The following is a 23,755-nucleotide window of genomic DNA, read 5'->3' as shown; positions in this document are numbered from 1 at the left end:
GCGTGAACCGAGGCAAGAGCAAGCCGCGCCCTCTGCGTCAAAACTGCGCGGCCAAAGCAACATAACATACCTCTCAATAAATGATAATGATTTTCATTATCATTTAAATCACTGCGATTTCCGATTGCACGCCCCGCTGAACTTAGTTATGTTTGAGCGATTAGTTTCATTCCCGGTTTTCAGGAACTCACATGGCCTACCTGGCGCACAGCACAGATCCGACAAACGCGACCGTTCCGGCCGCCGTTTTGCTGTGTGCTTCTTCCGCTCCACCCGCCGTTTCCTCTGTCGTTTCAGCGGTTGCCGCTTACCCGCCACGCATTGTGGTCGTGCGCTAAGCCAAACCGACTTTTTACCTCCGGCTTATTGATCTGTTGCGTTCAGGCGTAGACCGCTACGCACGCCGGAGCCTGTAATTTTCACGACAGGTGAAATTGACATGCGATTACCTTCTCTCTGGGCCAATGCCGGCCTGGCTACGCTGTTCGTCCTGCTTTGGAGCAGCGGCGCGATCTTCTCCCGCTGGGGGCTGGAGCACGCCTCCGCCTTCGCTTTCCTGTTCTTCCGCTGCGCCATCGCGCTGGCGGTGCTGTTGGCCATCGGCCTGTGGCAGCGCCAGTGCCTGCCCGCCCCCGGCACCCGCCGGCGCGTCGCGCTGATTGGCGTGCTGATGATCGGCAGCTATCAAATCTGCTATCTGCTGGCGTTGGAACAGGGTATTACGCCCGGCGTGCTGGCCACGTTGCTCGGCGTACAGCCGATCCTCACCCAGTTCATCACTGAACGGCGCTGCACTGGGCTGCGGGCGCTCGGCCTGGCGCTGGCGATGGCCGGGCTGACGCTGGTGGTGTACCAAAGCCTGATGGTGGCCCACTTCTCGCTGAGCGGCATGCTGTTCGCCTTTATCGCGCTGGGCTGCATGACCGCCGGCACCCTGCTGCAAAAAGGCATGACGCAGCCGCCGCTGGCGGTCTTGCCGCTGCAGTATGCCGTCGGGTTGCTGATGTGTACGCTGGCGCTGCCGTTTGAGCCGCTGCGGGTCGAGTGGCGGCCAGAGTTCGTGCTGCCGCTGCTGTGGATGGCGGTGGTGATCTCGGTGCTGGCAACCTTCTTGCTGTATCGCCTGATCCAGCGCGGCAACCTGGTGCAGGTCACCAGCCTGTTCTATCTGATCCCGGCGGTCACCGCCCTGCTGGACTACCTGCTGCTCGGCCACGCGCTGGCGGCGCTGAGCCTGCTGGGCATGGCGGGCATCGTGCTCGGCGTGATGCTGGTTTTCCGCCGCGCATAAAAGCAAAAGCCCCCGCGCCGTTCCACCGGCGCGGGGGCGACAACAACAACCGTTAACTCAGAATAACCAGGAACCGTACCCCCACAGCAGCACCGTCACCCCAAGCAGCAGCTCGAGCAACAGAATGCCGATGGCGAAGGTCGAGCTGGAGAAGATGAACCCTTCCTTACTGTCGATATTCAGGAAGTGCGGGATCCCCAGATTCAGCAGATAGCCCGAATAGCACAGGCCGATAATGCCGACAAACAGACACAGCCAGACGACCGGATAGAGCGCCACAATCCCGCTGAGGAACATCGGGGTCGCCACGTAGCCGGCGAACACCATGCAGCGGTGCAGGCTGGGGCGCGATTCATAGCGCCGCGCCATCCAGTGAATGACTTTCCCCATGGCCGCTACGCCCGCCAGCATCAGCAGGTAAAACGCCACGGCGGTATAAAGCGCGGTAAACATGTCGAGCCTGATGGCATGTCCCTCGCCGGAGAGCCAGCCCAGCTGGGTGGTGCCGATAAAGGCGCAGACCACCGGGATTGCTGCCAAGAGCAACACGTGATGGGTGTATAGGTGCGAGACGCTTTCATTCTCGTTTTTGATCTGTTCGAACTCGGCGCTGGGATGCGCCAGAAGTCCCCAAACATGACTGACCATGAGACACCTCCTATCTCGCCGTAGGCCGCGATCGGCGAACGAATTTCACACCTCCGACGGACTGCTACCCGTGCGAGGATTGCGGCCACGGGGCTCTCTCCCCTGTACTCATTATAGTCTTTCGGCGAAAAAACGTGCGGAAAGCGCAACGCCGCGGCGCTTTGTCTTATACTCCCACCATAAAAACCAGGCTGCGAGGAAGGCCATGTCATCCGTTATCACCACCCGCCAGGCGGGGATCGTCGACGTCGACGCCGGGCGCAACGTCACCGTTGTCGAGCCCTGCAATCTGTACGGCTGCCGGCTCGGCGACGATGTCTTCGTCGGCCCGTTCGTGGAGATCCAGCGCCACGTCAGCATCGGCGCGCGCAGTAAAATTCAGTCGCACAGCTTTATCTGCGAATACGTTACCCTCGGCGAAGCGTGCTTTGTCGGCCACGGCGTCACCTTCGCCAACGATCTGTTCAAAGACGGCGCACCCAATGCCGATCCGGCCAGCTGGGGGCGCACGCGCGTCGGCGATCGGGTGTCCATCGGCTCCGGCGCCACCATCCTGGCGGTGGAGATCTGCAGCGACGCGGTGATCGGCGCCGGGGCGGTCGTGACCCGCGACATCACCCGCAAGGGGATTTATGCCGGCAACCCGGCGCGCCTGCTGCGGGAGCTGCCGTAATGATCCCGGCCATCCGCATCGCGGCCATTGAGGCGCTGCCCGATGATTACCTGACGCGCGGCGATTTCGGCTTTACCATCCGCTGTTACGCCCTGCCGCAGTTCGACACCCCGGTCGACAGCTGGCCAACCCGCCCGGTGGCGCCGTTTCGCAAACAGTATCCCCTGGCGCCGTTCGCCAACGAAGACAGCGCGACTTTCCTGGCGTATCGCCAGGACCAAGCCGTTGGCCACATCACGCTGAGCAAAAACTGGAACGGTTACACCCTGATCGACGAGATCGCGGTCAGCGCTCACGCGCGCCGTCAGGGCATCGCCGGGGCGCTGCTGGACTGCGCCAAACAGTGGGCGCGGCAGCAGGAAACCTCAGGTATGATGCTCGAAACGCAGAACAACAATCTGGCCGCCTGTCGCTGCTACCAGCATTACGGGTTTATTCTCGGCGGCATCGACCGTTTGCTGTACCGCGCCGAGCCGGAGATCGCCGATCACGAAATCGCGCTGTTCTGGTATTTGCCGTTCAATAGCGAAATCGGTTACTGATTTATCGGCCGCCATTGAGGCTATGTTTACTTTTTAACCCCTACCATCGGATGAGAACTGTTATCACTGACTCTGATAAGCCAGCGACACCCAGGGAGGGCCGTATGAACCAGAACAAGGTTGTTTTACTGATGTTAGCTATCGCCATGAGCGGATGCGCCGAGCGCCCCACCGCCGTCTCCCCCGCAACGCCGCCGACCGACGTCATCGTTTCGCCGCCGGCTGTGCAACCGCAGATGGACGCCAGCACCCGCAGCAAGCTGCATGAGATCCTCGCGCTGCGCGCCGGTTGGCCCGCCACGCAGCCGCATGGCCGCACCGTCGATTTGATTTCGCGCGAGTTTCTCGGCACGCCCTATCTCGCCAACCGCCTGATCGGTTCGCAGAGCACGCCCGAGCAGCTGGTGATCGACTTCCGCGGGCTGGATTGCTTCACCTACATCGATTATGTGGAAGCGCTCAGCACCGCCAGCAGCGAGGGCGAGTTCGTACAGCGCCTGGTAGACATTCGCTACGTCGACGGCAAAATCGCCTTCCCGCAGCGCAAACACTTCTTCACCGATTGGGCGCAGCGGCCGAAAAAAGTGGCTGAAGACATCACCGCGCGGCTCAGCCCGCACGCCGTCACCCTCGTGAAAACCCTCAACCGCAAAGCGGATGGCGGCAGCTACCTGCCCGGCTTACCCGACGTACAACGCAGCGTGACCTATATCCCCAGCGACCGCATCGACGACAAGGTGCTGGCCCAGCTGCGCACCGGCGATTACATCGGCATTTACACCAACCTGGACGGGCTGGACGTGACCCACACCGGCATCTTCGTGATGATCGACAACGGCCCGGTGCTGCGCAACGCCTCATCGCGCAAGGCCAACATGCGGGTGGTCGATTCGCCCTTTATGGATTACGTGATGGCCACGCCGGGCATCGTGGTGCTGCGTTCGCTCAGCCGATAATCCCCCGCCGCATAACGGCTATAAGCTATAGCCGTTTATGCTGAGCGAGCGTTTGACTTCATCGGCGGTTCAAGCTTAGCTGTAAGAACAAAAACCAACTGATTTTATTGTTCTTTTCAGGGAGACTTCGATGACCTTACGCTGGCGTATCACCCCTCTGGCGGCGGCCTTCGCCGCCGTTTTGGCGCTTCAGGGCTGCGATCAAAAAACCGATCGGAACCATATCAAGGTCGGCGTCATCAACGGCGCGGAACAGGACGTGGCGGAAGTCGCCAGGCAAGTGGCGAAAGAGAAATACGGGCTGGACGTCGAGCTGGTCGGCTTCAGCGGTTCGCTGCTGCCGAACGACGCCACCGACAAGGGCGAACTGGACGCCAACGTGTTCCAGCACCGCCCGTTCCTCGAACAGCAAAACAAAGATCACGGCTATAAGCTGGTGGCGGTCGGCAATACCTTTGTCTTCCCGATGGCCGGCTACTCCAAAAAGATAAAATCGCTCAAAGAGCTGCCTGACGGCGCGGTGATCGCCATCCCGCTCGATCCGACCAACCTGGGGCGTGCCCTGCTGCTGCTGGAAAAAACCGGATTGATTACGCTGAAACAAGGCAAGGGGTTGTTGCCCACCGCCCTGGACATCAGCGCCAACCCGCACCGTTACCAAATCATGGAGCTGGAAGGCGCGCAGCTGCCGCACGTGCTGGACGATCCAAAGGTGACCGTCGCCGTCATCAGCACCACCTACATCAACCAGACCGGCCTGTCGCCGACCAAAGACGGCATCTTCATCGAGGATAAAGACTCGCCGTACACCAACATCATCGTCACCCGCGAAGACAACAAGGACGCGCCGAACGTGCAGAACTTCATCAAAGCCTATGAGTCTGACGAAGTGGCCAAGGCCGCCGAGAAAATCTTCAACGGCGGCGCAGTGAAAGGCTGGTAATTCCAGGCACAGCGCCACAGGGGCTCTCCCCAAAGAACCCCTTGTCAGCTAATCATCGCCTTTTCTTATCTCACCATAAGAAAACCCGATTTACCCCGGCGGCGAGCGGCGCGCATAATGGCGTTTATCCGCTGATTTCCAAGGTAAACAGGCATTACCATGACGCTCTCCGCTCCCGTACTCAGCCTCCTCGATGCCACGCCGGACGATATGGCCGCCGTGCTGCAAATTTACACTCACCACGTGCTGTACGGTGCCGCCTCGTTTGAAGAACAGCCGCCGCCCCTGGCGGAAATGCAGCTGCGGCTGAGCAAGGTGCAAGAAGCCGGGCTGCCCTGGCTGGTGGCGAAAAGCGAAGGCCATATTGTGGGCTACTGCTACGCCACGCCGTATCGGCCCCGGCCGGCCTATCGTTTTACCGTGGAAGACTCGGTGTATATCGCCGAGGGGCAACAGGGTAAAGGCGTCGGCAAGGCGCTGCTGAGCAAGCTTATCGCCCGCTGCGAGCAAGGCCCCTGGCGCCAGATGCTGGCGATCGTCGGCGATTCCGCCGCCAACCGCGGTTCGCTGGCGCTGCACCAGTCGCTCGGCTTTACCAGCGTCGGGACGTTAAAGGCCGTGGGGTTCAAACTGGGGGAATGGCGCGACACCCACCTCATGCAGCGCGCGCTGGGCGCGGGCGACAGTCAGCATCCTTGAATACATGGCGACGCACGATAGGAAGTTAGCGTCTATAGTGAAGAGTGATTTCATTAAGTTAGCGCCAATCGTGCGCCACATTTAACCGGTAAGGGAGAAGTAAATGAAAATTATTCTGTGGATTGTCGCCATCATCTTCATCGTGGGTTTGTTGACGATTACCGGCGTTCTCAAACTGATTTTTTAAAGCGTCAGCTCCGTCCCGCCCCTTGCGGGGCGAGACTTTTCATCATGCCTTGAAACGCGCGCGCACCGCGCCCAGCGCCGACACCACCGCCAGCACCACGCCGCCGGCAATCGCGCCGAACACCACGTTCAGCAGAGCTGGAATGACACCCTGCAAAATATGCCCCAACGTCGGCACCACCGTAGCGTAGGAAGCCCAGTCCTCAAACAGATGGTGCACCGGCGGCAGACCGTGGGTCAGGATGCCGCCGCCGACCATAAACATGGCGACTGTGCCGACGATCGACAGCGTTTTCATCAAATAAGGCGCGGCGCGCACGATGCCGCCGCCGACGGCGCGCGCCAACGCGCTGCCCTTGCGGCTCAGGTACAGCCCCAAATCATCCAGCTTGACGATACCGGCGACGATGCCGTAAACCCCCAGCGTCATCACCAGCGCGATGCCGCACAGCACGATCACCTGCTGACTGAAAGTGGCGCCGGCGACGGTGCCCAACGTAATGGCGATAATCTCGGCGGATAACACGAAATCGGTACGCACAGCCCCTTTTATCTTGCGCTTTTCATAGGCCGCCACATCCTCATTGGCGCCCGGTCCGTCTTGTTTATCCTCATGCGCCTGCTTGTCTTGGCTCAGGCTGTGATACACCTTTTCGAACCCTTCGTAGCACAGGTAGGCGCCGCCCACCATCAGCAGCGGCGTGATCGCCCAGGGCGCGAAAGCGCTGATCAGCAGCGCCAGCGGCACCAGGATCGCCTTGTTGATCAGCGAACCTTTGGCGACGCTCCACACCACCGGCAGTTCGCGGTCGGCTTTAACGCCGGTGACCTGCTGCGCGTTGAGCGCCAGATCGTCCCCCAGCACCCCAGCGGTTTTTTTTGCCGCCATCTTGGTCATCAAAGAGACATCGTCCAGCAACGAGGCGATGTCGTCGATAAGGGTAAGTAAGCTACTTCCTGCCAAAATGATTCATCCTTTTACATATGCATACGCGGGTTATTGTACGTTTAGCATAGCGGTAAACCACCGCGAGCGGATATGGGATAAACGCCACTTTCTCCATCACCTCAGATCCCCCGCCGGCACATTGAGCTGCCAGGAAAGCCCAAAGCGATCGTTGAGCCAGCCGAAACGAGCGCTGAAGCCGTAGTCGTCGAGCGGCATCAGCACCTTACCGCCCTCCGCCAGGCGGTGGAACGCCCTCTCCAACGCTTCTTCGTTAGGCAGGTTGATGAACAGCGACACCGCCGGGGTAAAGCTGAAATCATGGCTGATCGGGCTGTCGATAAACACCAGGTTCTGCCGATCGAAATCGATGGTGGCATGCTTGATTAACCGCCGGCCGTCCGGCGTCGGGTCGTAATGCTGCACCTGCATGAGCCGAAAACGCTCAAACACCTGGCTGTAGAGGTCGATCGCCTGCTGCGCCTCCCCCTGGAACATGACAAAGGTCGAAACCTGACTCATAACATCCCCTTCGGTAATCGTTGTGGTATTAATGGAGGATAGCGGATTACCCTTGAAGCGGCGAAAGGAGCAACCATGAGCATCATTCATCGCCTGGCGCAGCCGGACGATCTCAACGGCCTGTTGGCTCTGTATCGCGAGCTGCGCCCACAGGATGCGCCGCTGCGCAGCGACGACGCGCGCCGTGCCCTGCAACGCCTGCTGGACGATCCGGCGATCCGTCTGGTGGTGGCGGCGCAAGAGGAACAACCGATCGCCACCTGCATGCTGGCGCTGATCCCGGGGCTGGCGCATCAGGCGCAGCCGTTCGGCGTCATCGAACACGTGGTGACGGCGGAGCCCTATCGCGGCCACGGCGTGGCGCTCGCGATGATCGAATACGCGCTGCAGCTGGCCTGGCGCAAGGGCTGTTACAAGGTGATGCTGCTGTCGGGGCAGCAACGCACCGGCGCGCACCAGCTTTATCTCAAGGCGGGTTTCGACGGCGATCGCGAGCGGGGATTTGTCATCAGGCGGCCCGAGGGCCGATAGCGGCCTGCCGCAAACGGGCAGGCCGCCAGGCGGGTTATTCGCTGTCGTTCTTCGCCAGACGGGCGTCTTTTTGGCGGCGATAGTCACGGGCGGCGGCCGGGATCGGCGTCACCTTGCCGGTTTCAATCCAGCTGCGCAGCCGGTTGGCGTCGGCGAAGTGGGTATATTTGCCGAAGGCGTCCAGCACCACCAGCGACACCGAGCGGTTACCGATCACCGTGCGCATCGCCAGGCAGTGGCCCGCCTGGTTGGTGAAGCCGGTTTTGGTCAGCTGGATGTTCCATTTCGGGTTGTACACCAGGTGGTTGGTGTTGCGGAACGGCAGCGTGTAGTTCGGATCCTTGAAGCTGGCCATGCGCTCGGTGGTGGTGCTGAGCTGGCCGATCAACGGGTATTGCTTGGTGGCGATCAGCAGCTTGGTCAGATCGCGCGCCGTCGACACGTTATGAATAGACAGCCCGGTCGGTTCCACATAATGGGTATTGGTCATGCCCAGCGCCCTGGCCTTGGCGTTCATCGCTTTGATGAAGGCGTTGTAGCCCCCCGGATAGTGGTGCGCCAGGCTGGCGGCGGCGCGGTTTTCCGACGACATCAGCGCCAGCAGCAGCATATCCTTACGGCTGATTTCGCTGTTCAGGCGCACCCGCGAATACACCCCTTTCATCTCCGGCGTCTGGTGGATATCCACCGCCAGCATCTCGTCGAGCGGCAGGTGCGCGTCGAGCGTGACCATGGCGGTCATCAGCTTGGTGATCGAGGCGATCGGCACCACTTCATCCGGGTTGCGCGCGTACATCACCTTATGGGTTTGCATATCGACGACCATCGCGCTGCCGGAGGCCAGCTCCGGTTGGGTGGCGTGCAGGGCGGCGGCGTTGTCGCTGGCCAACGCGCGCGGCGCAAAGCCTGCGCCCGCCTGCAAAGCGAGCAGGGTCAGAACCAAAACACGTATTTTCACAGGCATTACTCTGAAATGGGGGCTTGAACTCAGCGAATTATATGTGAGGGTTCAGCGCTTGGCACTGGGATTGTATGGCGGATTTGTGACAAATTCTGTCCGCTGAAAAACGACGCAGCCCGCGGGCGCTCTGGGATGAACGCCCGCGTGGAAAAAGTTACAGCGCCGGCTGCCAGGCCGACTGCGGCAACAGGTACAGCCCCGGCGTTTGCCGCGCCCCGGCGCCGACGATATGGCCGATGCCGGCCGCCATCACCGCCAGCGTCACATCGAAGGCGTTAAGGCTGTCGCCATAGCCGGCGGTCAGGTTAAACATCGAGCCGTTGGCCAGCAAATACACCGTCTTCTCATTAAGTTGGTAAGCGTTCACATAAGGCATCGGCTCGTGGTGCGGCAGGCCTTGCAGGAAGCCGACGTCGATCTCTTCCGCCACGTGGCCGACGTTGAGGATAAACACGCCGTCCTGGGCCTGTTGCAAATGCTGCGCCGAGAGCACGTTTTTCGCGCCGGTTGCGGTGGCGATCACGTCCGCCTGCGCGACGGCGCTCGCCAGATCCACCACCTGCCAGCCGTCATAACGCGCCTGCAGCGCGCGCGCCGGATCGATTTCCGCCACCATCACCTGGCCGCCGTAAGCCCTGGCCGCCGCCGCTGTCCCCTGCCCGACCAGGCCGTAGCCGATCACCAGCACGCGCTTTTCGTGCAGCGTCAAATGGGTGGTCTGGAAGAAGGTGTGCCAGGCGGTCAGCCCAACCATATGTCGATTGTGCAGCCCCTCTTTCACCGGCAGATCGTCCCAGTTGAAGATCGGGTAGCGCGGCGCCACGCCGTTTAACCGGCTGATGCCCGATCCGGTGGCTTCCAGCCCGGCGACGATCTGCGGGCCGTTCGGCGATTGGTGCAAACGGGTGGTCAGATCCGCCCCCATTTCGCACAGGTGAGTCGGCTGCCAAGCCAGCGCGCGGTCGAAGGACTCCGACCATTCGCCGGCGTTCATGTCGCGCCAGGCATAGGCCTGCGCGCCCCGCCGTTCCAGCCAGGCCACCACGTCGTTCTGCACCGTGGTGGGATTGCAGGTGGTCAGGAAGATCGCCGCGCCCTTATCCAGCAGGCCGGCCACCAGCGGCGCCATTTTCAGATCCAGGTGCATATTGCACGCCAGCCGCACCCCGTGCAGGTCCGGCAACGCCGCCACCGCCGCCCGGGTGCGCGGCATATGGCGCATCGCCCAGTTCAATTCGCTCTCGAAATCCTGATACATCCGTTGCTCCTCTGGTGTGCCCCGCCGCCAGGCGTGGCAAAAAAGTTATCCCGCGCGGCCGAGCCGGCGGATCGCCTGCGGCGACAGGCCAAATACGCGGATAAACGCCCGCCTCATGCGCTCCGGATCGCTGAACCCCACCGAACGGGCGATCGCCTCCAGTGGCTCGGCGCTCTCTTCGATGCGCACCCTGGCCGCCTCCACCCGCAGTTGTTCGATCACCTTGGCCGGCGTCTGCCCGGTTTCGGCGCGGAACAGCCGGCCGAACTGGCGCTCGCTCAGGCAGGCGGCGTCGGCCAGATCCGCCACCGACAGCGGCAGGTGCAAGTGCTCGCGCGCGAACGACAGCGCGGCGCGCATGCGATCCGACGACGGGTTCAACGCCAGCAGCAGCGAATACTGCGACTGCCCGCCGGGGCGCCGATGATAGACCACCAGCTGCCGCGCCACGGCCGCCGCCAGGGTGGCGCCAAGGTCGTCTTCTATCAACGCCAGCGCCAGATCGATACCGGCGCTGATGCCGGCCGAGGTCCAGATATCGCCGTCGCGAATGAAAATGCGGTTGCTGTCGACGCGGATGCGCGGATAGCTCTGCTGCAGCCGCGCCGCGTGATACCAGTGGGTGGTAGCGCGCTTGCCGTCCAGCAAACCGCAGGCCGCCAGAATAAACGCGCCGGTGCACACGCTGGCGATGCGCCGCGCCCGCCGGCTGTGGGTGGTCAGAAACGCCACCAGCGCCGGCGACTGCGCCGCCATCACGTTGCCGCTGCCGCCGGCCACCACCAGCGTATCGAAACGCTCGTCGCCGCACGGCTGCGTGGCGATCTCCACCCCGGCCGAGCTGGCGACCATCCCGCCCTGCGGCGAGATCGCCACGCAGCGGTAGGCCGGCGGATCGGTAAACTGGCTGACGTTATCGAACGCCGCCAGCGGGCCGGCAAAGTCCAGCAGGTTGAAACCGGGAAAAACCACAAAACCGATCGTTTTCATGATGGCGCTTTTTGAGGGTTATCTGTCATACCAGCCAAAAACAGGGCGGCTATTATGGCCCAGGTCCAACGATAAAAATGAGGCGAATGTCATGTCTGAACCACTCGTGATTGTATTTCCCATCTATCAAGGCGTCACCCAGCTCGACTTCACCGGCCCGCTGCAGTTTCTGCGCCACATGCCGGGCGCGGAAATCATCGTCGCTTCGGTAGACGGCGCGGATGTCGAATCGGAAGGCTTGCACTTCACCCAGCTGCGCCCGCTGCCGGAGATCGCGCGCTGCGACGTGCTGTGCGTGCCGGGCGGCAGCGGCTGTACCCAGGCGCTGCAGGATAAAGCGTTCATGCAGCAAATCCGGCGGCTGGGCGCCGATGCCCGCTACCTGACCTCGGTGTGCACCGGTTCGCTGATCCTGGCCGCGGCCGGCCTGCTGGCGGGCAAACGCGCCGCCTGCCACTGGTCGATGCGCGACAGCCTGGCGCTGTTCGGCGCCATCCCCAGCGCTGCACGCGTAGAGCGCGACGGCAACGTGATCAGCGGCGGCGGCGTCACCGCCGGCATCGACTTTGCGCTGGCGCTGATCGCCGAACTGCACGGCGAAGACACTGCCCAGACGATCCAGCTTTATCTGGAGTACGCCCCGGCCCCGCCGTTCACGGGCGGCACGCCGGAACTGGCCCCGCCGTACATTTACGCCAAGGTAGAGGCACAAATGGCGGAAAGCCTGGCACGGCGCAGAGCGTTGGTGGCCCAGATCGCCCAAGGCTAGCGATCGGGCGTATACTTGCCCTTATGCGTCAGTCACATAAGGAGTAAGGAATGACCGATTTGGCCCACTACATTACGGACTACGGTTACTGGGCGTTGTTTATCGGCTGCCTGGCTGAGGGGGAGACCATCACGCTGCTGGGCGGCATCGCCGCCCATGAAGGCTTGCTGCACTGGCCGTGGGTGATCGCGGTGGTGGCGCTGGGCGGTACGCTGGGGGATCAGCTGCTGTACTTCGCCGGCCGCCGGTTCGAAGGCCGGGTCATCTCGCGGCTCAAGGGGCAGGAAAAGCGCATCGCGCGCGCCAGAAAGCTGATCGCCCGCCACCCAATGCTGTTCGTTATCGGGGTGCGCTTTATGTACGGTTTCCGCATCATCGGCCCGGTGCTGATCGGCGCCAGCCGCCTGCCGCCGTCGCGTTTTGTGCCGCTAAACATCCTCGGCGCCATTCTGTGGGCGACGATCTTCGTCATGCTCGGCTATTTTGGCGGCCAGGCGATCGAACGCTTCGTTACCGGCTTCGACAAAAAACTCTCCAGCCTGCTGTTTGTCGCGCTGGCGATCGCCGCCATCCTGCTGGTGCGCTTCTGGTGGCGCAAACGCCACGCGGAATAAGCCAGCGCGCCTGGCGTCAGCCTTCCTGCGGCGCCGCGCGCATCAGCTCGACCAGCTCGCGCGCCGCCTTGTCCAGCGGGCGATTCTTCAGCCAGATCAAATGCATCGGCAAGCGCAGCTCGTTCTTGGTGTTTTTGAATTTCAGCCGTACCAGCCGCCCCTGCGCCAGCAGCGGCTCGGCCAGCGACAGCGGGAAATTGCCCCACCCCAGGCCCGCTTCCACCATGTTCAGCGCCATCGGCAGGCTGTCGGTGCGCCAGTAGGCCTCCGCCACCTGCGGGCGCAGATCGCCGATCGGCAGATCGCGGCTGGCCACCATGATCTGCCGCACGTTGACCAGATCCTCGAGAAACAGTTCGCCCGCCGCGCCGTCCAGCGCCGGGTGCTGCGGCGAGACCATCGCCACCAGCGATTCCGCGCCGACGGAGTGGAACTGCTCCGCGCTGTTGATGTTCAGCCCGCCGAACGCCAGGCAAACGCCAATGCGCTCCTGGTGCAGCATGTGCAGCACGTCGTCCTGCGGCGCGCTGAGCACTTCGATGTTGAGCAACGGATAACGCTGCGACAGCGTCTTCACCGCCGCCAGCAGGCTGGCGCCGTTAATGTCCGACGCCACGCCGATCGAAAGCCGGCTCTCCAGCCCCTGAGACAGTTCGATAGCGTGCACCTGCAGCTGCTTGAGCTGCCCGGCGATCAGGCGGGCGTGCGGCGCCAGGGCCAACGCCAGCGCGGTCGGCGTCGGTTCGCGGTGCGAGCGATCGAACAGCGCGAAACCGAGTTCCGCCTCCATGTTGGCGATGCCCATGCTGACAGCGGACGGTACGCGCCGCAGCGCGCGGGCGGCGGCGGAAAACGAACCGCGATCGAGCACCGCCAGAAACAGTTCGATATTGTCGCTGGAAAAGTTCATCGTTTAACCTGTCAGTTAAACTGACAGCTCCTGACTTTTTCTATCAATGTGATTGACGTTATCTTAGCCGCCGTCGCCGCAGAGGCAACTAAAAACAGATCGGGAGAAAACAATGCAAGGCGTCAAACGCAAACTGGTGTATGTCACCGCTTATGAAATCATCGGCATGGCGATCTCGGCGCTGGGGCTGGCGCTGCTGTCGGGCCATGCGCCGAGCAGCACCGGGCCGCTGGCGGTGGTGATCACCACCATCGCGGTAAGCTGGAACTTTATTTACAACTCTTTATTCGAGTGGTGGGAAAGCCGCCAGCTGTCGCGCACCCGCACGCTCAAGCGCCGCATTTTGCACGCCGTCGGCTTTCAGCTGACGCTGGTGGTGTATCTGATCCCGCTGATCGCCTGGTGGATGGGCATCACGCTGTGGCAGGCGCTGCTGCTGGATATGGCGCTGATCGTCATCATTCCTTGCTACACCTTCCTGTTTAACTGGGCGTTCGACAAGCTGTTCGGCCTGCCGGCTTCGGCTCTGCCGGCCGGTGAATCCGCCTAAAAAGCCCCCGCGTCCGATTCGCCTGCGCACGCTAATTACTGCGCAGGCGCCATCGCTTTATTTTCCGCCCGCCTTCCCCCTCACGCAAAATAACGTCCAAATCCCTTTAATTTGCACGGTAATTATTATTCTGTGATTTCAATCACTTTTATCGTTCGATATTTCCGTGTTGATAATGAGACTCATCTTACTGAATAATATGCGCTTTTGTTTTCAGTTTAAAAAATACACACAATTGTTCACGCTTTGTACGCAGGTTTTTTTGCCAGCTTTATCGGGAAACGGTAGCATGCCACGCCGTTATTTAACGGCGGCTGTATACACAATAAACAGCGGAATGATGCCACGACCTCATTCTCATTACGATTGCTGATGGCAATCGTTTGCCCTGCAGCTCAGGGCGGCGTTCATCATAGACAGGTAAACAGGACGGATAATGCACTCACAAAAAAAGTCGGCGGACGATAAACACGCCGCCAGAAGACGCTGGCTAGACTCTCATGAATCCGGTTATCACAAAAGCATGGGCAACCGGCAGATCCAAATGATCGCCATCGGCGGTTCGATCGGCACCGGCTTGTTCCTCGGTACCGGCGGCCGTCTCGAACTGGCCGGGCCGGCGCTGGCGCTGGTCTATCTGGTGTGCGGGATCTTCTCTTTCTTCATCCTGCGCGCGCTGGGCGAGCTGGTGCTGCATCGCCCTTCCAGCGGCAGCTTCGTTTCTTACGCCCGCGAATTTCTCGGTGAGAAAGCCTCTTACGTCGCCGGCTGGATGTACTTCCTCAACTGGGCGATGACCGGCATCGTCGATATCACCGCGGTGGCGCTGTACATGCACTACTGGGGCACCTTCGCCGACGTGCCGCAGTGGCTGTTCGCCCTCGGCGCGCTCGGCATCGTCGCCACCATGAACATGATCGGCGTGAAGTGGTTCGCCGAGATGGAGTTCTGGTTCGCGCTGATCAAGGTGGTCGCCATCGCGCTGTTCCTGATTGTCGGCGTGGTCTTCCTCGGCACCGGCACCCCGGTCGCCGGCCACACCACCGGCATGCACCTGATCACCGAAAACGGTGGCATGTTCCCGCACGGCCTGCTGCCGGCGCTGGTACTGGTGCAAGGGGTGATCTTCGCCTTCGCCGGCATCGAGCTGATCGGCACCGCCGCCGGCGAGTGTAAAGATCCGGCCAAAATGATGCCCAAAGCGATCAACAGCGTGATCTGGCGTATCGGCCTGTTCTACGTCGGCTCCGTGGTGCTGTTGGTGCTGCTGCTGCCGTGGAACGCCTACCAGGCCGGCCAAAGCCCGTTCGTCACCTTCTTCAGCAAGCTGGGCGTGCCTTACATCGGCACCATCATGAACATCGTGGTGTTGACCGCCGCGCTGTCCAGCCTCAACTCCGGCCTCTACTCCACCGGCCGCATCCTGCGTTCGCTGGCGATGGGCGGCTCGGCGCCGAAGCTGATGGCCAAAATGAGCAGCCAGCAGGTGCCTTACGCCGGCATCCTGGTCACCTGCGGCATCTACGTGATCGGCGTGGTGCTCAACTACCTGGTGCCTTCGCAGGTATTCGAGATCGTGCTGAACATCGCCTCGCTGGGCATCATCGCCTCATGGGCGTTTATCATCGTCTGCCAGATGCGCCTGCGCAAAGCCGTGCGTGAAGGCCGCGCGCAGCCGGTATCGTTCAAAATGCCGGGCGCGCCGTTCACCTCCTGGCTGACGCTGGCGTTCCTGCTGATCGTGGTGGTGATGATGGCGTTTGACTACCCGAACGGTACCTGGACCATCGCCACCATTCCGGTGCTGGCGGTACTGCTGACGCTGGGCTGGTTCGGCCTGCGCAAGCGCGCGCAGGAAGTGAAGCGGGAACAGCAGGCTCACGAAGAGCAGAACCCGCACTGAATCGACAAACCGCCCTCCGGGGCGGTTTTTTTATCCGCTATAACCGGCCGTAGAACGTCATTCTGGCGCTTTCCGACAGCATCACGTCCGGCTGCGCATTGTAGGCCAGCACCACCAGCATGCGCGTGATGTCGCCTTCGGTCGGCGTCACCCGGTGCATGGCGTTGCGCCCGCGAAACAGCACCAAATCCCCCTCCTCCATCACCAGCCGTTTGACCGCCCGCTCGCCGTCCAGCACCTGCGTGACCCCGGCATAGTTCATCTCGCCGCGATCGGCGTCGCGCAGGTTCTCCACGTATTCGAAACGGCCGCCCGCCGCCGGTTTCTGGATCAGCAGCGTGATGGCGAACGACGAGTTGTCGAAGTGCCAGCCCAGCTCCTGGCCGGTGTGGGCGTAATGCAGGTTGATCGACGACAGCCGATCGGCGTAGGGATACAGCTGCGCCTCATCCAACACCGCGCAGAGGAACGCGCGAAACGCCGGGGCGTCGTACAGCGCACGCAGCGGCGACTGCGGCGGAATATCTTCGTCGGTAATGCAGCCCTTGGACGACACCACCAGCCGGTTGCGCGCGTGATCGGCCGGCAGCGCGTCGTCCTGCGGCCGTAGATACACGTTGTGTTTGCTGGTGGCGTAAAACGCCGCATGGTGCTGTTCGGCGCCTTCCAGCCTTACCGTCGCCAGCGCGGCGGCGCTCAGAAATCCCGGCAGCACCAGCGCGCCGCTGCGCTCCAGCGTTTGCCGGCAACGGGCGCGGAACGCGGCGTCGTCGATGGGATGGGCGGACAGATCGATAATATCGGCAAGTTGCGGCATGACGTTCCCCTCGTGTGCGATAGCCGGATGCCTCTCACTGTAGCGAATGCCGCATTGCCGCCATAACAAAAATACGTTATGGATAAGCTAACCAATTCTTAGCGATAGCCCTGCCCATGCACTCACCGTCCCGCGCGCGCTTGCCCAAGCTGAGCGCCATTCTGGCGTTCGAAACCGCCGCCCGCACCGGCAGCCTGGCCCGCGCGGCGGATACGCTGGCGTTGACCGCCGCCGCCGTCAGCCAACAGATCCGCCAACTGGAGCAACACCTGGGGATCACGCTGTTCATCCGCGCCAAAAGCGGCGTCACGCTGACCGAACAGGGCGCGGACTACCTGGCCTACGTGCAGGAGGCGTTCGAAACGCTGCGCGTGGCGCAGCAACACGTCGAGCGCCAGCGCGGCAAACAGGCGCTGACGGTGTTCGCCCTGCCGGCGTTGGCCTCCAAGTGGCTGAACCCGGCGCTGGGCGACTGGCTGGCACAGTGCCCCGACGGCGATCTGCGGCTGCACGCGACCCATGCGGCGGTCGATTTCGCCTATTCGGCGGCGGACTTCGCCCTGTGCTTCGGCGATCAGGATTATCCGCTGCTGGAAAAGGTGCGGCTGTTTCAGGATCGGGTGCAGCCGGTGTGCAGCCCGGCGCTGCGCGATCGCGGCGACTGGACGCAGCTCCCGCTGATCCACGTCGACTGGGGCAAAGAGAGCCAGTTTCTGCCGGGCTGGCACGAGTGGTTTACCGCCGCCGATCGAATGCCGCCGGCGCGGCGCGGGCTGACCTATAACCTGACTTCACTGGCCATCGACGCCGCCGTGCAAGGGCGCGGGGTGCTGCTCGGCCAGCGGCGGCTGATCGGCCGTGAACTGGCGGAGGGCCAGTTGGTCACCCTGGCCGAACCGGCGCTGCCGCTCAGCAAACCCTACTACGTGGTTTACCCGCCGCACACGCTGGAAAAACCCGGCGCAGCGGCGTTTCTGGCCTGGTTGCAAACCATCGCATCTACAGACCAAGCCTGAACCCCAACGGCGATGTTTGCTGGCGTCAGGCACAACCCTGAACGCTTAAGCCTCTCACCTCAGCCTGTTAATTTATCTCTGCCGGCCGGGATCGCGAACCGATCCGCCCTTCGGCCACAATGCCATTTCCCTATGCCGCCGCCCCTGCAATCGCCATATTGCATCGGCCTCTTACTGTTCAAAATGAGGGTTACTCCATGATTTCATTAAATGATTACGCCAACCTACGCAGCTATGCCGGTAGCGAAACCGCGGTGATGCTCGAAAACCGCTACCACCACGGCGTATTTACCCGAGACGATGCAGATACCACCAGCCAGGACAACGGCGTCACCCTGCTCGTCGACGCGCAAAACCGCCGCTGGAAGCGCATCATCAATGACGGCGATTACAGCATCGATTGGTGGCACCTGCCGGGCGATGAACTGGATTACTCGCTGACCATTACCCGCGCGTGCAACTTCTTGCAGGTCAAAGGCGAAGAGTGGTGGCAATTGCCTATCCCTACGACCCCTGCGGGGATTACCTTGGTTGGCCCCGGCGGCGTTCGCCCTTGTAAAACCACCGCCAACCTGAAGCTGTGGAAAAACGCCGTCGATTTTAAGGGCACCATTCTGGACTTCAGCGGCGCCGCCAACATCGAGTGCGTACGCGTGCAATATTCGCTGGGAGCGCCGGCGATTTATAACCTGCGCATCGTGGGTGCCCCTGGCGCGGCGGCCAATCTGCGCGGCCTGTGTGTCTACAGCGATGCCTCAAACATGCACGGCCTGCCGGCCTGCCAACTGCTGGTGCAAAACGTCTGGCTGACCAACCTGTATAAAGGCATCGTCTTCGGCAATAACGCCTATATCCAGAGCTGGCACAGCATCATGGTGCGGGGCTGCTTCTGGCCGATCTGGTCTGAAACCACCGCCAACGCCGGCGAAAAAATCGTCTTCTACAAATGCCTGTTCGGCGACAGCCGAAACTATTATCAGGGAGTGCATAACCTGGCCTTCCGCGATTGTTCGTTCGACTACAGCGGCTTTAACAATGAAACCGAACAGTTGGCCAATACCGACTATGGTTTGTTCGACCTTAAGGGCGGCACGCTGGACTTTAAAAATTGCCACTTCGAATGGGGTAACGCCAACTGCCGCAACTACCGGCCGGTCTTTACCAGCAACAACGGTGGTACGGTAAAAATCAAAGACAGCCAATGGCACAGCGTGATGACCAACAACACCGATGCCGGCAGCAGTGTGCCCTACCAATACGTCGAGTATTTCTTCTTCGATAAGTCCAGCGAGCTAAGCGGAAAATGTTATATCGACGGTTTCGATCTGGTGAACGCCGACATTAAAAAAGGCTGGTCCAACAACCATATCGAGATGAAAAAGATCGTCGCGCCCGGCTACATCAACATGTGGCGCCTGCTCTATCTGGGCGATGGCGTCAACCATCTGCCGGAGCCGAGCTGGAAAGAGAGCGGCGCGCTGGCATTGAATAACGTCTACGCCTTCGGCGGCGCACGCCTCTCGCAAACGGAGACCGCCGATCTGGCGGTGACGCTACAAAACGGCGTGCTGACCGCCACCACCAAAACGGCGACAACGACGGACAAACGCGTCGAGATCTACTTCCCAATCGAGAAAAACGATCTGGTGCTGTGGCGCGCCACGCTGGCAAACCTGAAAGGCCAGAACAGCCTTGATGTCACCATCGGCACTTACCAAGGCAAGTATGTCCTGAACGGCGATGCCGGCGTCACTACCCTACTGGAAAAAGCTTGCCAGTGGGGGCGCACCGGCACGGTAACGCCGGCCGCTTCGGCAACGATGACCTCGGATCGGATCACTGCGCTTAACTCGTCGGAATATTTGCCGCTGCCTGAGGGCTATGTCAATTACGCCCGCATCGCCATCGTGCTGAAAAACTTTACCGGCAGCGCCGCTCAGCCCACCTCGGTGGATATCACCCAACTGTTGTGTCAAAAGATCGACATCGTCTCCCGCAACCCGCGTAAATCCTGGTAACCGAACGGGCCCCGTCAGGGGCCTGTCTTCCATTAACGCGCGGTATAACCGCCGTCGATGCTGTAAAACGCGCCGGTGGTGAAACTGCTGTCGTCCGAGAGCAGGAAAGCCACCGTTTTCGCCACCTCTTCCCGCGTCGCCATTCTCCCCATCGGGTGCGAAGCGGCCATCTGCGCCCGCGCCGACGCCGGCAGTTCCCTCATCGCCGGCGTCTCCACATAGCCCGGCCCGACGGCGTTGATGCGCACGCCGCGCGTGGCGAACTCCAGCGCCGCCGAGCGCGTCAGGCCCAACACGCCATGCTTGGCGGCGGTATAAGGCGCGATCCCGGCAATGCCCACCACGCCGTTGGCGGAAGAGAGGTTCACCACCGCCCCGCCGCCGCCGGCGACGATCGCCGGCAGGCCGTACTTCATGCCGAAAAACGTGCCGCTCAGGCAGGTGGCGATCACCTCATGCCAATCTTCGACCGCGTACCGATCGATGTCCACCTCATGCGGGCCGGTGATCCCGGCGTTGTTGACCAACAGATGCAGCGCGCCGCAGCGCCGCACCGTCTCTTCAATACCCTGCTGCACCGACGGCGCCTCACGCACGTCCATCCGCAACGTCATCACCCGTCGGCCCTCGGGATCGAGCCGCGCGGCGGCGGCGGCGAGAGGCGCGGCGTGGCGGCCGGTCATCACCACCGTGGCACCGCGCCGAAACAGTTCGGCGGCGATCGCTTCGCCGATGCCGGTGGAAGCGCCGGTCACCAGCGCCACCCGATGTTTGAAATCTTGCATAGCCGTTCTCCTGCCAGATTGAACTCAGGGGAACAGGCTAGCGCCGGCCAGTGACAGTTTGCGGCAGCAGCGACAGCGCAGCACGTAATGCGCTCACAAAAGCCGCAAAGCCCGCTATTTTATGCCTACTTTTTCTCATGCGAGACTCCCTGTGGATACCCAACGCTACCTGCAGCATATCGGCTTTACCGGCGCCGCCCGCCCAGACCTCCACACGTTGCAACAGCTGCACCATCGCCACATGCTGAGCGTCCCGTTCGAGAACCTGAGCATTATTTATCATCAGGGTATTCAGCTGGCGCCGGAGGCGCTGTTCAGCAAGGTGGTCGAGCGCAACCGCGGCGGTTTCTGTTATGAGCTGAACGCGCTGTTCGCCCTGCTGCTGCGGGAGATCGGTTTCAAGGTGAGCTTCATCTCCGGCGAGATCCGCGCGCGCGACGGCCATTTCGGCCCGCCCTACGACCATCTGGCGCTGCGGGTGGATCTGGCGAGCCAGGCCTGGCTGGTGGACGTCGGTTTCGGCGATTCCTTCCTGACGCCGCTGAAGATCGTCGCCGCCGAGCCGCAACCGCAGGCCAGCGGCACCTTCCACCTGGAGCGGGAAGGCGACTATTACCTGCTGGAGCGCCGCAACGGCGACCAACGTTCGCATGCCAAAACCCTGTATCGCTTTACCGTTCAGCCGCGCGAGCTGCATGAGTTCGACGAGATGTGCCGCTTCCACAGCACCTCGCCGCAGTCGCACTTCACCCAGCGCCTGGTGTGTTCACGGCCGACGAACCACGGCCGGGTGACCCTCAGCGACATGAAGCTGATCGTGACCGAAGATCATCAGCGCCACGAAACGACGCTGCATTCGGAAGAGGAGCGGCGCGCCGCGCTGTGGCAGCATTTCGCCATCGATTTGGATCGTTGACGGCGCAGGCGGCGCCCTTTTATTACGATTCTGTTACACCGATTGCATAACCGCGCTTGGCTGATTGCCAGCACCGCGGCGGCAGGCATCATAGGGCCATGATTCGGCAACAGAGTGCGAAAAATGATCCGTGTGATACTGGTGGATGACCATGTGGTGGTGCGCTCCGGCTTTGCGCAATTGCTCAGCCTCGAGGACGATCTCGACGTGGTGGGGCAATACAGCAGCGCGGCGGCGGCCTGGCCGGCATTGCTGCGCGACGACGTCAGCGTCGCGTTGATGGACATCGCCATGCCGGATGAAAACGGCCTCAGCCTGTTGAAGCGCCTGCGGGCGCAGAAGCCGCAGTTCCGTGCGATCATCCTCAGCATCTATGACTCCCCCACCTTCGTGCAAAGCGCGCTGGACGCCGGCGCCAGCGGCTATCTGACCAAACGCTGCGGGCCGGAAGAGCTGGTGCAGGCGGTGCGTTCCGTCGATATGGGCGGCCATTACCTGTGCGCCGACGCGCTGCGAGCGCTGCGCGGCGGCGAGCAGCCGGCCACGGCGCTGGAAGCGCTGACCCCGCGCGAGCGTGAAATCTTCGATCTGCTGGTCAAAGGCGACAGCGTAAAGGAGATCGCTTTCAAGCTCGCGCTCAGCCATAAAACGGTGCACGTGCATCGCGCCAACGTCCTGGGCAAGTTGCAGTGCAACAGCACCATCGAGCTGGTGCATTTCGCCCTCGACCATCAGCTGCTGGCGGGGCATTGATGTCGCCCAAACTCCGGCCCTGGGTTATCTCGCTGTTTATCCTGTTGGCCTGGGGCAGCGGCTGGCTGATGCTGTGGACGCTCGGCTTCTATCTGACCCACAACGGCAACCAGGCGGCGCTGTTTCTGCCGCACGGCGTCTATCTCGCGCTGCTGATCCTGCTGGCGCGCCGCTATTGGCCCGCCCTGATAATTCCGCCGGTGCTGTTGCTGTTCTGGCTGCACGGCGAACGCCTGCTGAGCGGCTACGGCCTGCTGGCCGCGCCGTTTATCACCCTGCTTCCGGCCGCGGTCGCGCAACGACTCTGGCACCGTTTTCCGCTCTACTGGCAGCGGCTGACGCTGCTGCTGGCTGCGGTGACCGCCGCCTCGCTGCTCAACACCGCCCTGCTTTCGCCGTTTGTGCCAAGCCCGGCGATGCTGCTTGGCCTGGCGTCGTTTACCGGCGGCGTCTTGCTGACCCCGTTCGTCTACCTGATCTTTGAATTTCTGCGCCAGCAGCACCGTTACCACCTGCTGGGGCTGGACACCCCCAACCCGCCGCTGCGCGCGTCCTTAATCATCTGGTGCAGCCTGTTTTTCGTTATCGGCATCGGCACGCAGATGGTGCTGTCGCCGGAAATCGAACGCCTGCTGCTGATCGTGGTGTTTCTGCCGAACGTGGTGATGGCGTGGAAGTTCGGCTGGCAGGGCGGCGTGCTGTCCGGCCTGCTCGGCAGCATGATGATCACCCTCGCCCGGCAGGTCGGCGTGGGGTTCGGCAATCTGGTCGAGCTGGAAATCTTTCTGGCGACGCAGGCGCTGCTCGGCATCGGCTTGGGCATCGCCATCAGCCGTCAGCAGCACCTGGCGCAAAACCTGCACCACTATCAGCGTCGCCTGGAAGAAGAGCTGGCGGCGCGGCGGGCGCTGACAGAAAAACTGATCCACACCGAAGAAGACACGCGGAAAAATCTGGCGCGCGAGCTGCACGATGAAATCGGCCAGAACATCACCGCGATTCAAATCCAGTCGCAGCTGGTCAAACGGGCGCGCGATCCGGCGCAAACCCAGGCCGCCGCGCACCAGATAAGCGAGCTCGCCCGGCGCATTCATCACTCCACGCGCCAGCTGCTGCGCCAGCTTCGCCCGCCCGCGCTGGACGAACTGGCGTTCAAAGAGGCGCTTCACCACCTGCTGAGCGAATTCGCCTTTGCCGAACGGGGCATCCGCTGCCGTTTCGACTACCGACTCATAGACACGCCCGCCGGCGAAACGGTGCGCTTCACCCTCTACCGGCTGCTGCAAGAGCTGCTCAACAACGTGTGCAAACATGCCGAAGCCAGCGAAGTCGCCATCGTCTTGTATCAACAGGGCGCGCTTTTGCACCTCGAGGTGCGGGACAACGGCGTCGGCATCCGCGCGGACAAGGCGCCCGGCCTCGGCATTCAGGGGATGCGCGAGCGGGTCAGCGCGCTGGGCGGCGAGCTGACGCTGGAAACGCATTGCGGCACGCGGGTAATTGTTAACCTGCCCACAAATTTGCAACAAACCATCGACTAACTAGGAAAAAGTCTTAG

General features: G+C 61.9%; 26 protein-coding genes. 17 read left to right on the top strand and 9 right to left on the bottom strand.

Annotation, left to right across the window (positions count from 1 at the left end):
• Positions 1-439 precede the first annotated feature (439 nt).
• The gene (locus tag ACJ8IM_RS06110) at positions 440-1,291 is read left to right on the top strand and encodes a DMT family transporter (RefSeq protein ID WP_033653478.1); all 852 of its coding nucleotides are present in this window, start codon (positions 440-442) and stop codon (positions 1,289-1,291) included.
• Positions 1,292-1,348: 57 nt separating this feature from the next.
• On the opposite strand, the gene ACJ8IM_RS06105 is transcribed toward ACJ8IM_RS06110, so the two are convergent.
• A complete protein-coding gene (locus ACJ8IM_RS06105; protein WP_033637547.1) occupies positions 1,349-1,939 on the bottom strand; it encodes a Yip1 family protein in 591 nt (196 codons plus the stop codon).
• Positions 1,940-2,144: 205 nt separating this feature from the next.
• Here ACJ8IM_RS06105 and ACJ8IM_RS06100 point away from each other — a divergent pair, with 205 nt between their 5' ends.
• The 6 genes from ACJ8IM_RS06100 (at position 2,145) to ACJ8IM_RS06075 (ending at position 5,939) form a co-directional block, all read left to right on the top strand.
• A complete protein-coding gene (locus tag ACJ8IM_RS06100) occupies positions 2,145-2,612 on the top strand; it encodes an acyltransferase (protein ID WP_033637546.1) in 468 nt (155 codons plus the stop codon).
• On the top strand, positions 2,612-3,154 hold the full coding sequence (locus ACJ8IM_RS06095; protein ID WP_033653479.1) for a GNAT family N-acetyltransferase: 543 nt from the start codon (positions 2,612-2,614) through the stop codon (positions 3,152-3,154). The genes ACJ8IM_RS06100 and ACJ8IM_RS06095 overlap by 1 nt, the downstream gene beginning before the upstream one ends.
• 104 nt (positions 3,155-3,258) lie before the next feature.
• The gene (locus tag ACJ8IM_RS06090; RefSeq protein ID WP_033653480.1) at positions 3,259-4,110 is read left to right on the top strand and encodes a DUF1460 domain-containing protein; all 852 of its coding nucleotides are present in this window, start codon (positions 3,259-3,261) and stop codon (positions 4,108-4,110) included.
• A gap of 130 nt (positions 4,111-4,240) precedes the next feature.
• On the top strand, positions 4,241-5,053 hold the full coding sequence (locus ACJ8IM_RS06085; protein ID WP_033653481.1) for a MetQ/NlpA family lipoprotein: 813 nt from the start codon (positions 4,241-4,243) through the stop codon (positions 5,051-5,053).
• Between the two features lie 159 nt (positions 5,054-5,212).
• Positions 5,213-5,752, top strand: coding sequence for a GNAT family N-acetyltransferase (locus tag ACJ8IM_RS06080; RefSeq protein WP_033653482.1), 540 nt, complete (start codon positions 5,213-5,215; stop codon positions 5,750-5,752).
• 103 nt (positions 5,753-5,855) lie between these two features.
• Positions 5,856-5,939, top strand: a complete 84-nt coding sequence (locus ACJ8IM_RS06075; RefSeq protein ID WP_016928643.1) for a membrane protein — start codon at positions 5,856-5,858, stop codon at positions 5,937-5,939.
• Positions 5,940-5,981: 42 nt separating this feature from the next.
• Here ACJ8IM_RS06075 and ACJ8IM_RS06070 read toward each other — a convergent pair whose 3' ends face one another.
• Positions 5,982-6,902: a DUF808 domain-containing protein gene (locus ACJ8IM_RS06070; protein WP_033653484.1), complete on the bottom strand. Its 921-nt coding sequence runs from the start codon at positions 6,900-6,902 to the stop codon at positions 5,982-5,984.
• A 99-nt stretch (positions 6,903-7,001) separates the two neighbouring features.
• The gene (locus ACJ8IM_RS06065) at positions 7,002-7,406 is read right to left on the bottom strand and encodes a VOC family protein (protein WP_033653485.1); all 405 of its coding nucleotides are present in this window, start codon (positions 7,404-7,406) and stop codon (positions 7,002-7,004) included.
• A gap of 75 nt (positions 7,407-7,481) precedes the next feature.
• Here ACJ8IM_RS06065 and ACJ8IM_RS06060 point away from each other — a divergent pair, with 75 nt between their 5' ends.
• Positions 7,482-7,937: a GNAT family N-acetyltransferase gene (locus tag ACJ8IM_RS06060; protein WP_033647069.1), complete on the top strand. Its 456-nt coding sequence runs from the start codon at positions 7,482-7,484 to the stop codon at positions 7,935-7,937.
• Between the two features lie 34 nt (positions 7,938-7,971).
• Here the strand turns inward: ACJ8IM_RS06060 and pbpG are convergent, their stop codons facing one another.
• From pbpG to ACJ8IM_RS06045, 3 genes are all read right to left on the bottom strand, one after another.
• Positions 7,972-8,901, bottom strand: a complete 930-nt coding sequence (gene pbpG, locus ACJ8IM_RS06055) for a D-alanyl-D-alanine endopeptidase (protein ID WP_033637537.1) — start codon at positions 8,899-8,901, stop codon at positions 7,972-7,974.
• Positions 8,902-9,052: 151 nt separating this feature from the next.
• Positions 9,053-10,156 (bottom strand): adenosylhomocysteinase, encoded by a 1,104-nt coding sequence (locus ACJ8IM_RS06050; RefSeq protein WP_033653486.1) that lies wholly within the window; start codon positions 10,154-10,156, stop codon positions 9,053-9,055.
• A gap of 45 nt (positions 10,157-10,201) precedes the next feature.
• Positions 10,202-11,146, bottom strand: a complete 945-nt coding sequence (locus tag ACJ8IM_RS06045) for a GlxA family transcriptional regulator (protein ID WP_033653487.1) — start codon at positions 11,144-11,146, stop codon at positions 10,202-10,204.
• A 91-nt stretch (positions 11,147-11,237) separates the two neighbouring features.
• Between ACJ8IM_RS06045 and ACJ8IM_RS06040 the strand changes: the two genes are divergently transcribed.
• Both ACJ8IM_RS06040 and ACJ8IM_RS06035 read left to right on the top strand, forming a co-directional pair.
• Positions 11,238-11,915, top strand: a complete 678-nt coding sequence (locus tag ACJ8IM_RS06040; RefSeq protein WP_033653488.1) for a DJ-1/PfpI family protein — start codon at positions 11,238-11,240, stop codon at positions 11,913-11,915.
• A gap of 50 nt (positions 11,916-11,965) precedes the next feature.
• Positions 11,966-12,529 (top strand): DedA family protein, encoded by a 564-nt coding sequence (locus ACJ8IM_RS06035; RefSeq protein WP_033647075.1) that lies wholly within the window; start codon positions 11,966-11,968, stop codon positions 12,527-12,529.
• A 16-nt stretch (positions 12,530-12,545) separates the two neighbouring features.
• On the opposite strand, the gene ACJ8IM_RS06030 is transcribed toward ACJ8IM_RS06035, so the two are convergent.
• On the bottom strand, positions 12,546-13,439 hold the full coding sequence (locus ACJ8IM_RS06030; protein ID WP_033637531.1) for a LysR family transcriptional regulator: 894 nt from the start codon (positions 13,437-13,439) through the stop codon (positions 12,546-12,548).
• A gap of 112 nt (positions 13,440-13,551) precedes the next feature.
• Here ACJ8IM_RS06030 and ACJ8IM_RS06025 point away from each other — a divergent pair, with 112 nt between their 5' ends.
• Together ACJ8IM_RS06025 and ansP are read left to right on the top strand one after the other, a co-directional pair.
• Entirely contained in the window at positions 13,552-13,989 is a 438-nt protein-coding gene (locus ACJ8IM_RS06025; RefSeq protein WP_033637530.1) for a PACE efflux transporter, read from the top strand.
• Positions 13,990-14,425: 436 nt separating this feature from the next.
• On the top strand, positions 14,426-15,892 hold the full coding sequence (ansP, locus tag ACJ8IM_RS06020) for an L-asparagine permease (RefSeq protein ID WP_033637529.1): 1,467 nt from the start codon (positions 14,426-14,428) through the stop codon (positions 15,890-15,892).
• A 37-nt stretch (positions 15,893-15,929) separates the two neighbouring features.
• Here ansP and ACJ8IM_RS06015 read toward each other — a convergent pair whose 3' ends face one another.
• Positions 15,930-16,709 (bottom strand): HalD/BesD family halogenase, encoded by a 780-nt coding sequence (locus tag ACJ8IM_RS06015; protein WP_033653489.1) that lies wholly within the window; start codon positions 16,707-16,709, stop codon positions 15,930-15,932.
• Positions 16,710-16,825: 116 nt separating this feature from the next.
• Here ACJ8IM_RS06015 and ACJ8IM_RS06010 point away from each other — a divergent pair, with 116 nt between their 5' ends.
• Together ACJ8IM_RS06010 and ACJ8IM_RS06005 are read left to right on the top strand one after the other, a co-directional pair.
• Complete coding sequence (locus ACJ8IM_RS06010; protein WP_033653490.1) at positions 16,826-17,725, top strand: LysR substrate-binding domain-containing protein; 900 nt, start codon at positions 16,826-16,828, stop codon at positions 17,723-17,725.
• 197 nt (positions 17,726-17,922) lie between these two features.
• Positions 17,923-19,743, top strand: a complete 1,821-nt coding sequence (locus ACJ8IM_RS06005; RefSeq protein WP_033653491.1) for a hypothetical protein — start codon at positions 17,923-17,925, stop codon at positions 19,741-19,743.
• Positions 19,744-19,775: 32 nt separating this feature from the next.
• Here ACJ8IM_RS06005 and ACJ8IM_RS06000 read toward each other — a convergent pair whose 3' ends face one another.
• Positions 19,776-20,528: an SDR family NAD(P)-dependent oxidoreductase gene (locus ACJ8IM_RS06000; protein ID WP_033653492.1), complete on the bottom strand. Its 753-nt coding sequence runs from the start codon at positions 20,526-20,528 to the stop codon at positions 19,776-19,778.
• Positions 20,529-20,679: 151 nt separating this feature from the next.
• Here ACJ8IM_RS06000 and ACJ8IM_RS05995 point away from each other — a divergent pair, with 151 nt between their 5' ends.
• The 3 genes from ACJ8IM_RS05995 to ACJ8IM_RS05985 all read left to right on the top strand — a co-directional run bounded on the left by ACJ8IM_RS05995 (position 20,680) and on the right by ACJ8IM_RS05985 (position 23,738).
• On the top strand, positions 20,680-21,444 hold the full coding sequence (locus ACJ8IM_RS05995; protein ID WP_033653493.1) for an arylamine N-acetyltransferase family protein: 765 nt from the start codon (positions 20,680-20,682) through the stop codon (positions 21,442-21,444).
• A 123-nt stretch (positions 21,445-21,567) separates the two neighbouring features.
• Positions 21,568-22,197 carry a response regulator transcription factor gene (locus tag ACJ8IM_RS05990; protein ID WP_033647090.1) on the top strand — a complete coding sequence of 210 codons (630 nt, stop codon included), beginning with the start codon at positions 21,568-21,570 and terminating at the stop codon, positions 22,195-22,197.
• A complete protein-coding gene (locus tag ACJ8IM_RS05985) occupies positions 22,197-23,738 on the top strand; it encodes an MASE1 domain-containing sensor histidine kinase (protein ID WP_033653494.1) in 1,542 nt (513 codons plus the stop codon). The genes ACJ8IM_RS05990 and ACJ8IM_RS05985 overlap by 1 nt, the downstream gene beginning before the upstream one ends.
• Positions 23,739-23,755 lie beyond the last annotated feature (17 nt).

The organism is Serratia sp. CY33525, from assembly GCF_052169115.1.
Classification (GTDB): domain Bacteria; phylum Pseudomonadota; class Gammaproteobacteria; order Enterobacterales; family Enterobacteriaceae; genus Serratia; species Serratia sarumanii.
Note: the sequence above shows the minus strand (reverse complement) of the source record. Positions and strands in the feature narration are given on the sequence as shown.